Below are 9,474 nucleotides of genomic sequence, written 5' to 3'. Positions count from 1 at the left end.
CCGCCACGACCAGCATGCCGCCATCGGCCTCCGGCAGGAGGCCGTGCGGCCGCGACGGCAGTGGCACGGCGTGGCGGATGTCGAGCTTGCGGGTTTCCCAGTCCCACCGGCATCGACCACGACCGCCTCGGCAAAGCGCTGAACAAGGCACTCTACAACTGCATGCACGGCATCGGCCTGGAAGAGGACGACCGCGCCTGGTTCGACGACCGCGTGCCGAAACCGCGCGTCGGCCGCCATTTCATCGCCAAGGCGCTGGGCGCCCGCTACGACTGAGCATGCGCTGGCGATGATCTGACAACCGGAGAAAGGCGGGCAGTAATGTCCAAACCTCCAGACTGCTCCGTAAAATAGCCCAATGAAAACCGCTCCCAAATCCATGTAGAGGCAGATGCCATGAATCCGATCCGCAATCTGAGCATCCGCGGCTATAAATCGATTCGGGAACTCGACTCGCTCGACCTCGGCAACCTGAATGTGTTGATTGGCGCCAATGGCGCAGGCAAGAGCAATTTCATCAGCTTCTTCCGCCTGCTTGCCCGCCTGATGGCCGGCGAACTGAATTATTACGTCGCCAAAACCGGTGGCCCTGACGCCTTGCTGCATTTCGGCCGTAAGCACACACCGCAGATGGCAGCAGAAATGTATTTCGGCAACAACGGATATAAGCTGACTCTGGAGCCGACACAAGCCAACACAATGATTTTTGCCCGCGAAGCCTTTCATTGGAACATGGGCGGGGATTTTTCATTGGGCATCGGTCACGCGGAAACACAATCGGGCAGCGGTATCCAGCCAACCATCGCCAGTTATGTTGTGCCCTCGGTCAGAAGCTGGATCGTCTATCACTTCCACGACACCAGCGACACGGCACCGATGAAACAACCCTGTGCGTTGAACGATAACGGGTGGCTGCGCCCGGATGGCGCCAACCTCGCGGCCTATCTCTACCGCTTGCACGAACAATTTCCGGATCACTATCGCCGAATCGTCGATACCGTGCAGCTAGTCGCCCCGTTTTTTTCCGATTTCCAGTTGCGCCCCAATCCGCTCGACCCGAACACGATTCAGCTGGAATGGCGGGAAATCGGTAGCGATTTCCCCTTCCTTGGTCATCACCTGTCGGACGGTAGCCTGCGTTTCATCTGCCTGGCCACCGTACTCATGCAACCGGATGAACTGATGCCAGCCACGCTGCTTTTTGACGAGCCGGAACTGGGCTTGCATCCTTATGCCATCGAGTTGCTTGCCTCACTGCTGCGCCAGTCGGCCGAACAACACCAACTGATAGTTTCGACACAGTCCGTGGAACTGTTGAACCATTTCGCTCCCACCAACGTGATCGTGGTCGATCGTGATAGCGGCCAATCCACCTTCAAACGCCTGGAGTCGGAAAAACTCGCCGTCTGGATGGAGGAATACGCACTCGGTGACATGTGGAAGCAGAACATGTTTGGTGGGAGGCCATACTGATGGCCGGCAACAACACTCGCGTCAACATCCTCGTCGAAGGCCAGACCGAAGAAACGTTCGTCAACCGCATGCTGGTTCGACACCTGGCTAATTTTCAGGTCTGGCTGACACCGCATCCGTACCAGCAAGGGCCATCAAGGCGGTGTGGTCAGCTTCGCACAAATTTGCCATCAGGTACGCACCTGGTGCCAACAGGACAATACGGCACTGGTTATTTGCAGTTGCACGAATACGAGGCGTTGCTGTTCAGCGATCTCGAAGCCTTTCGTTATGCCGATGTGCCGACACGTACCATCAACAGTTGGCAGGCGCAGCTTGCGACTTTCGCTGGTCCGGAAGATGTCAACAATTCTCGGCAAACCGCCCCATCAAAGCGCCTCATCGCAGGCTGGCCGCGTTACGAGCACGCAAAGCCCCAGTTTGGAGTACTGGTGGCCGAGAGAATCGGTTTGCCAACCATCCGTGCCAAGTGTCCACGCTTCAACGACTGGATATCCCGACTCGAAGCGCTATAGCGCACGGGATGTTCCGGCCGGCGAGCCGAATCTGATCGGTCTTGCGCGTTCAGCAAAGCGACGATCAGGTCTCGCTGATCAGACTCCAGTGATTGTCCAGCGCCATCGGCTGCGGCTAGTCAAGCTGCTAAAGTTCCTTACTGGCTTCCTCCCCCTGTCGCCTGCGGTCATCAACCCTCGCCTGTCGGTGCAGTGCCGCCTTGGCCAGCAGGTGTGCGGTGACGGGCGCGGTGATGAACAGGAAGAACAGGATCGCCAGCTCGTGCAGGCTGATGCCGCCGTTCTCGCGACTTGAAAAGAAGATCGCCGAAGCGAGCAGCAGCGCCCCGACGCCGAGCGTCGTCGCTTTGGTCGGGCCGTGCAGACGCGTCAGAAAATCCGGCAGACGCGCCAGACCGATCGAACCGAGCAGGACGAACAGCGCGCCGAGGACGATCAGGGCGGCGACGGCGGCTTCGCTGAGCGCGTTCATTCGATGATGTCTCCGCGCAGCAGGAACTTGCACAGCGCGACGGTGCCGACGAAGCCGAGCAGCGCCAGCAGCAGCGCCGCCTCGAAGTAGGCGGTGCTCGCGCTGTTGATGCCAAACAGCACCAGGAGCGCAATGGCGTTGATTCCCAGTGTGTCGAGCGCCAGGATGCGGTCGCTGGTGTCGGGTCCGCGCAGCAGTCGATAGAGGTTGAGCGCCAGCGCCGCGCCGATCAGGACGAAGGCTATTTCGATGGCGGCATTGAGCATGCAAAGATCTCCTTGAGCGGCGACTCGTAACGCGCCTTGATCTCGCGCACCAGCGCCTGCGGATCGGGCGCATCGAGCGCATGGATCAGCAGAATCCAGCGTTGCCGGTCGACGTCGATCGACAGCGTGCCGGGGGTCAGCGAAACGACACTGGCCAGCAGGGTGGCGACAAAAGGGTCGCGCAGGTCGAGCGGCACTTCGACGAAGGCTGGCGATAGCCGGTGCAGCGGCCCGATGACCTGGCGTGCGACCCGCCAGTTGGCGGTGACGATGTCGAGCGCAAAGACCCCGAGGAAACGCAGCGCCTGCCCGGGCCGCACCAGGCGCGGTGGGTCCGGCCAGAAGGGCCGGGTCAACCGCGGCACGACGATGGCCAGCAAGGCGCCGAGCAACAGCAGGCCGGCCGACACGGCGTGAGTGATCACCATCCACAGCAGAAAGACGGTCAGCGACAGGAATGGCCGCGGGAACAGCCGGTGGATCATCGCGCCGCCTCGCGCAAGGAGGTCGCCATGCTTGCTCCGAGCACGCCGGCGACATACGCGCCGGGCGTCTGCAGCTGGCTGGCTGTACGTTCGGCGTAAGCAGCCAGTGGGTGCGCGGCAATCGCCAGCAGCGGTCCGGCGGCGACCAGCAGCAGCGTTGCCGTTGCTCTCTGCCAGGCGATCACCCCGGTCGGCGGCGGTGCGGCAAGCGTCGCCGGTTTCCAGATCATCAGGCAGCCGTCGCGTGCGAGGGCGATCATGACGATGAAACCCGACGCCAGCAAAACGCTCCAGATTGCCGTCCCGGCCGGGACGGCACGCAGCGTGGTCAGCAACATCAGCTTGCCGAGGAAGCCGGAGAAGGGCGGCAGTCCGGCAGTGGTCGCCGCGAGGATCAGGAAAGCGACCTGCAGCCAGGTCGCCGGCGGCGGTCCGGCACGGAAGTGATCGGCAGCTTCGCCACGCCGTTCGGCGATGACGCCGGCCAGCAGGAAGAAGGCAGCACCGGCCAGTGTCGAATGCACGAGGTAAAAGAGCGCGGCCGCAGCAACCTGGGCATTTGCCTGAGCCGGCGTCAGCAGCAGCGTGCCGGCGGAGAGCAGCACCAGCCAGGCGGCGAGGACGCGCAGGCGGCTGGCCGTGAGGACGCCGAGCGCGGCGAAGACGACGGTGGCGATTGCCAGCGCGGTCAGCCAGTGGTCGAGCAGATCAGGGATGGCCGGTGTCAGGGCGATCGCCTGCACGCGCAGGATGGCGATGATGCCGACCTTGGTCATGATCGCAAACAGCGCGGCGACCGGCGCGCCGGCGGCGCTATAGGTATGCGGCAGCCACAACGACAGCGGCAACAGCCCGGCCTTGAGGGCGAAGACGGCGATCAGCAGCGCAAACGCCAGCCGGGCGAGTGCCGGATCGTGCCCGGGCAGCGTCAGACGATGCGCCAGATCGGCGAGGTTGAGCGTCCCCAGCGTTCCGTAGAGCAGCCCGAGGGCGATCAGGAAGAGCGCCGAGCCAATCAGATTGAGCACCACGTAACTGATTCCGGCGCGTGTTCGGGCGAGGCCGCCGCCGTGTGCCAGCAGTGTGTAGGAGGCCAGCAGCATCACTTCGAAGAAGACGAAGAGGTTGAACAGGTCGCCGGTGAGGAAGGCGCCGGTCAGGCCGACCAACTGCAGCTGAAAGATCGGGTGGAAATGCCGTCCGCGCTCGTCGAAGCCGGCACTCGCGTAGAGCAGGGCGACGAAACCGAGAAGCGCGGTGAGGAGCGTCATCGCCGCCGCCAGACGATCGACGACGAGGACGATGCCGAAGGGTGCCGGCCAGTCGCCGAGCGCGTAGATGCGCAGCAGGCCATCGTCGGCGAGCAGTGTCAGCCAGGTGGTGACCAGGATCAGCAGGGCGGTCGCCAGCAGGCCGACGATGCGCTGGCAGGCCAGTCGATCGGCCAGCATCTGCAGCAGGGCGGCGGCAAAGGGGATCAGGATCGGCAGGATCGGCGCGTGCGTGTTCATTGCCGCGCATCTTCCGTGCTGACGGCGTCGACGTGATCGCCGCCCGACTCGGCCAGACTGCGCAAGGCCAGGATCGCCAGATAGGCGGTCATCCCGAAACCGATGACGATGGCCGTCAGTACCAGTGCCTGGGGCAAGGGATCGGCATAGGCAGCCCCGGCGCGGATCAACGGCGGTGCTCCGACCTGCAGGCGGCCGCTGGCAAAGAGAAACAGGTTGACGGCATAGGACAGCAGCGTCAGGCCGAGTAGTACCGGGAAAGTGCGCGCGCGCAGGATCAGGAAGACGCCACAGGCGGTCAGCACGCCGACGGCGATTGCCAGCATGGCTTCCATCAGGCCGCCGCCTCGCCATCGCGGGCGCGCAGCGACAGCCGGCCGAGTTCCGAGAGGACGGTGACGACGACCGTCACGACGACGACATAGACGCCGAGGTCGAAGACCATCACCGAAGCCAGTTCGACATCGCCGAGCAGCGGCAGCGGCAGGTGCCCGTGCGCGCTGGTCAGGAACGGACGGCCAAAGGGCCAGCTGGCCACGCCGATACCGGCTGCGAGCAGCAGGCCAAGGGCCAGCAGGCGGACCGGCTGTTGCGGCATGCGCGGCTGTGCGAAGGCGATGCCGTTGGCCAGATACTGCATGACCAGCGCGATGCTGGTGATCAGGCCGGCGACGAAACCGCCGCCGGGGACATGGTGCCCGCGCAGGAAGAGGTAGACCGAGACCGTCAGCGCCAGCGGCAGGAGCGGACGCATCAGCATCGACAGAAACAGGGGATGTGCTTCCGCTGCCCAGCGCCGTCCATCCGCGTCGTGCTGTGGCGCGCTCAGGGTCAGCCGGTCGAGCAGGGTGTGCGAAGCCAGCGCGACCATCGCCAGCACGGTGATTTCGCCGAGCGTATCGAAACCGCGAAAATCGACGAGGATCACATTGACGACGTTGGCGCCGCCGCCGCCGGGGAGCGACTGCTGCAGATAGAAACCGGCGATCGTATCGACCGGTGCCGCCAGCATCTGCAGGGTGATCAGCGCCAGGCCACCACCGGCGAGCAGGGCCAGAACCAGATCGCGGATCAGCCGGCGGGCACTGCTCTTTGGTGCATTGCGCGGGGGCAGATAATGGAGCACCAGCAGCATCAGGACGATCGTCCCCATCTCGACGGCGAGCTGGGTCAGCGCCAGGTCGGGCGCTGACAGGCGAACGAAGGTCAGCGTCACGGTCAGTCCGACGACGCTGACCAGGATCAGCGCCAACAGCCGTTCGCGGTATAGCGCGGTGGCGCCCAGCGCACCGAGCAGCAGGACGAGCAGGGCGGCGACCGCCACCTCGTCGGCGGGCTGGGCCGCTGGCCGGACGCCGGTGCCACCCGGTGCCGAGAAAAAGGCCCAGCCGCCGAGGAGCACGACAAAACCGAAAAGCAGAGCGCTGTAACGCTGCAGCGAACCGTTGTCGACTACCGCCACGGTGCGGCGCGCACCGCTGGCGAGCGCGCGGTAGAAGCGCTCGAAGGAGGTGCGCGGGTGCATCGGCGGCAACTGGTCCTGCCAGGCGAAGAGGGGACGGCGCAGCGCATAGATCAGCACGCCACCGGCGAGCGCCAGCAGGCTCATCAGCACGGGCTGGTTGAAGCCGTGCCAGAGTGCCAGATGGAAATCCGGCAGCGGCGCCTGCAGCGCGGCACCGGCTGCGGCGTCGAGCAGCGGCCCGACGGTCCAGTCCGGGGAAACGCCGACCAGCAGACAGAGCACGACGAGGAGTTCGATCGGTGCACGCATCCAGCGTGACGGTTCGTGCGGCTGGCGTGGCAGGTCGACCGGTTGGCCATTGAAGAACACGTCGTGGACGAAGCGCGAGGAGTAGGCGACGGCGAGCATCCCGGCGATCGTCGCGAGCAGTGGCAGAGCCCAGCCGAGCGGTTCGAACTGTGGGTAACTGACGGTTTCGGCAAAGAACATTTCCTTGCTGAGAAAACCGTTGAGCAGCGGCACGCCGGCCATCGAGCCGGCGGCGATGATTGCCAGCGTTGCGGTGATCGGCATCACGCGGAACATGCCGTTCACGCGGCGCATGTCGCGCGTGCCGCATGCGTGGTCGATGACGCCGGCAGCCATGAACAGCGAGGCCTTGAAGATCGCATGGTTGATGATGTGAAAGATGCCGGCGACGATCGAGAGCGGCGTGTCGAGACCGAACAGCAGCGTGATCAGGCCGAGATGGCTGATGGTCGAATAGGCGAGCAGCCCCTTGATGTCGTTGCGGAAAAGCGCCGTCGCTGCGGCATAGACGAGCGTGATCGCGCCGGTGCCGCCGACCAGCCAGAACCACATTTCACTGCTGCCGAGCGCCGGGTAGAGGCGGGCAAGCAGGAAGACACCGGCCTTGACCATCGTCGCCGAGTGCAGATAGGCGGAGACCGGGGTTGGCGCCGCCATCGCGCTCGGCAGCCAGAAGTGGAAAGGAAACTGTGCCGACTTGGTGAACGCGCCGAGCAGAATCAGGATCAGCGTCGGCGCGTAGAGGGCGTGTGCGCGGATGCGCTCGCCGGCAGTCAGGATGACGGTCAGCTCGTAGCTGCCGGCGATGTGGCCGAGGAGCAGAATGCCGGCGAGCAGCGCCAGACCACCGCCACCGGTCACCGCCAGCGCCATGCGGGCACCGATCCGCGACTCATGCTTGTCGCTGCGGTAAGCGACGAGCAGGAACGACGACAGGCTGGTGAGCTCCCAGAAGATCAGCAGCAGGATCAGGTTCTCGGCAAGCACGACACCGAGCATCGCCGCCATGAACAGCAGCAGGATCGAATAGAAGCGGCCGAGCCGATCGCTTGCCGGCAGGTACCAGGCGGCATAGAGCACGACGAGCAGGCCGATGCTCAGGATCAGCAGGCAGAACAGCAGGCCGAGACCGTCGAGGCGCAGGCTGAGGTCGAGCCCGTAGGCGGGCAGCCAGGCCAGGCGGGCGACTTCGCGATGGCCGGCCAGAGTGGCCGGAGCCAGGGACAGCAGGAGGCCCAGGCACGCCGCCATCACTGTCGCCGCAGCTACGGCCGCGCTGGCTCGCCCGTAGCGCTGCAACAGCAGCGGCAGGGGAAAGGCAGCAAAGGCCGTCGCAGGGATGGCCGCAAGCAGCAGGTTCGAGTTCACAGGCACTTTGGCAAAAAGTGGGGGAGCGGGTTCGCAAGGGGTTCCGGAGGCACGATGATTGTTGCCAGAACCGATCAAGCCGCCATCACGAATCCACCATAGCCTAACGGTCATGATTTTCAGGATCGGGGGTACCTGGAAAATGTCATGGCCGTCAGCCAGTCTAGTCAAACCAGAAAGCGCCAGCAAGGTATTTCGCTGACAAGAAAGTACTGGCCCGGAGCGCAGCAAACTCCCAGCTTGGTTCACGGTCGACCCCGGCCGCACGACGCGTCCCCCCAGCAGTGTGATTCCAGATCGAGGTATCGACCAGGATCATGCCGACTGATTTTCACTTGTGCCGTGATTACCATGGCTTCAGAATAGCGACACGCCGCTAAGTTCAGTGGCGACAACAAAATTATCCATCGTATTGGAGGAGACAATGAAAAGAGAACCATCGATTGCCTGGCTGTTGACCATGCTGACAGCGGCACTCGCCGCGCCTGTGCATGCCGACGTGAACGTTGGGGTCACCGTGTCCGCTACCGGGCCGGCGGCTTCGCTGGGCATTCCAGAGAAAAACACCTTGACGTTGGTACCGACGACGATCGCCGGGCAGAAGATCAACTACATCATTCTCGACGATGCGTCGGATACCACTACGGCAGTCAAGAACACGCGCAAGCTGATTGCCGAGAACAAGGTCGACGTGATCATCGGCTCGACAACCACGCCGAATTCACTGGCCATGATCGACGTTGTCGCCGAGGCACAGACACCGATGATCAGCATGGCCGCGGGGACACGCATCATCGAGCCCATGGACGCCAAACGTGCCTGGGTGTTCAAGGTGCCGCAGAGCGACGCGCAGATGGCGACGGCGATTGTCGAGCACATGACCAACAACAATGTCAGGACAGTCGCTTATGTCGGGTTTGCCAATGCCTATGGCGAAGGCTGGTGGAACGAGTTCTCGAAGATTGCCGAGGTGCGCAAGATCCAGATCGTGGCCAACGAACGTTTCAATCCCACCGATACCTCGGTGACCGGTCAGGCGCTCAAGATCCTGGCCGCGAAGCCGGACGCGGTGCTGGTGGGCGGCTCCGGCACACCGGCTGCCTTGCCGCAGAAAGCGCTCAAGGAAAAGGGTTACAAGGGAATCATGTATCAGACCCACGGCGCGGCCAACGCGGACTTCCTGCGGGTGTGCGGCAAGGATTGCGACGGCACCTTCATGCCGACCGGTCCGGTACTGGTCGCGGCACAGTTGCCCAACAGCAACCCGATCAAGAAGGTGGCGCTGGAGTACGTCAACAAATATGAGGCAGCGTACGGCAAGGGATCGGTATCGGCTTTTGGCGCGTACGCCTGGGACGCCACGATGCTGCTCGGCAATGCCATTCCCGAAGCCCTGAAGAAAGGTCAGCCCGGAACGCCGGAGTTCCGAAAGGGGCTGCGCGACGCCATCGAAAACACGAAAAACCTGACCGTCACGCATGGTGTATTCAATATGAGTCCCCAGGATCACCTCGGCTTCGACCAGCGCGCACGGGTGATGGTCAAGATCGACGGTGGTGGCTGGAAACTTGTCCAGTAAGCGGGTTGCAAGCCGGCGGCCGGGTACGGCA

General features: G+C 63.6%; 9 protein-coding genes. 3 read left to right on the top strand and 6 right to left on the bottom strand.

Going from position 1 to position 9,474, the window contains the following annotated elements:
* Positions 1-396 precede the first annotated feature (396 nt).
* Both CAPSK01_RS04815 and CAPSK01_RS21845 read left to right on the top strand, forming a co-directional pair.
* A complete protein-coding gene (locus CAPSK01_RS04815) occupies positions 397-1,473 on the top strand; it encodes an AAA family ATPase (RefSeq protein ID WP_034923209.1) in 1,077 nt (358 codons plus the stop codon).
* Positions 1,473-1,988 (top strand): DUF4276 family protein, encoded by a 516-nt coding sequence (locus tag CAPSK01_RS21845; protein ID WP_273703102.1) that lies wholly within the window; start codon positions 1,473-1,475, stop codon positions 1,986-1,988. Before CAPSK01_RS04815 ends, CAPSK01_RS21845 begins: the two co-directional genes overlap by 1 nt.
* A 127-nt stretch (positions 1,989-2,115) precedes the next feature.
* On the opposite strand, the gene CAPSK01_RS04805 is transcribed toward CAPSK01_RS21845, so the two are convergent.
* The 6 genes from CAPSK01_RS04805 to CAPSK01_RS04780 are packed head-to-tail and all read right to left on the bottom strand — an operon-like array spanning position 2,116 to position 7,978.
* Positions 2,116-2,460 carry a Na+/H+ antiporter subunit G gene (locus CAPSK01_RS04805; protein WP_034923207.1) on the bottom strand — a complete coding sequence of 115 codons (345 nt, stop codon included), beginning with the start codon at positions 2,458-2,460 and terminating at the stop codon, positions 2,116-2,118.
* A complete protein-coding gene (locus tag CAPSK01_RS04800; RefSeq protein ID WP_034923205.1) occupies positions 2,457-2,726 on the bottom strand; it encodes a K+/H+ antiporter subunit F in 270 nt (89 codons plus the stop codon). Before CAPSK01_RS04800 ends, CAPSK01_RS04805 begins: the two co-directional genes overlap by 4 nt.
* Positions 2,702-3,211: a Na+/H+ antiporter subunit E gene (locus CAPSK01_RS04795; RefSeq protein ID WP_034923204.1), complete on the bottom strand. Its 510-nt coding sequence runs from the start codon at positions 3,209-3,211 to the stop codon at positions 2,702-2,704. The genes CAPSK01_RS04800 and CAPSK01_RS04795 overlap by 25 nt, the downstream gene beginning before the upstream one ends.
* Positions 3,208-4,722 (bottom strand): monovalent cation/H+ antiporter subunit D, encoded by a 1,515-nt coding sequence (locus tag CAPSK01_RS04790; protein WP_034923203.1) that lies wholly within the window; start codon positions 4,720-4,722, stop codon positions 3,208-3,210. The genes CAPSK01_RS04795 and CAPSK01_RS04790 overlap by 4 nt, the downstream gene beginning before the upstream one ends.
* On the bottom strand, positions 4,719-5,057 hold the full coding sequence (locus CAPSK01_RS04785; RefSeq protein WP_034923202.1) for a Na+/H+ antiporter subunit C: 339 nt from the start codon (positions 5,055-5,057) through the stop codon (positions 4,719-4,721). Before CAPSK01_RS04785 ends, CAPSK01_RS04790 begins: the two co-directional genes overlap by 4 nt.
* On the bottom strand, positions 5,057-7,978 hold the full coding sequence (locus CAPSK01_RS04780; protein ID WP_273703101.1) for a monovalent cation/H+ antiporter subunit A: 2,922 nt from the start codon (positions 7,976-7,978) through the stop codon (positions 5,057-5,059). Before CAPSK01_RS04780 ends, CAPSK01_RS04785 begins: the two co-directional genes overlap by 1 nt.
* A 310-nt stretch (positions 7,979-8,288) precedes the next feature.
* Between CAPSK01_RS04780 and CAPSK01_RS04775 the strand changes: the two genes are divergently transcribed.
* Positions 8,289-9,443 (top strand): ABC transporter substrate-binding protein, encoded by a 1,155-nt coding sequence (locus CAPSK01_RS04775; RefSeq protein WP_034923200.1) that lies wholly within the window; start codon positions 8,289-8,291, stop codon positions 9,441-9,443.
* The last annotated feature ends 31 nt before the right edge of the window (positions 9,444-9,474 follow it).

It is taken from the genome of Candidatus Accumulibacter vicinus (assembly GCF_000584955.1).
Taxonomy (GTDB): Bacteria; Pseudomonadota; Gammaproteobacteria; order Burkholderiales; family Rhodocyclaceae; genus Accumulibacter; species Accumulibacter vicinus.
The sequence above is the reverse complement of the archived record's forward strand: the minus strand, read 5'-3'. Positions and strand labels throughout refer to the sequence as shown.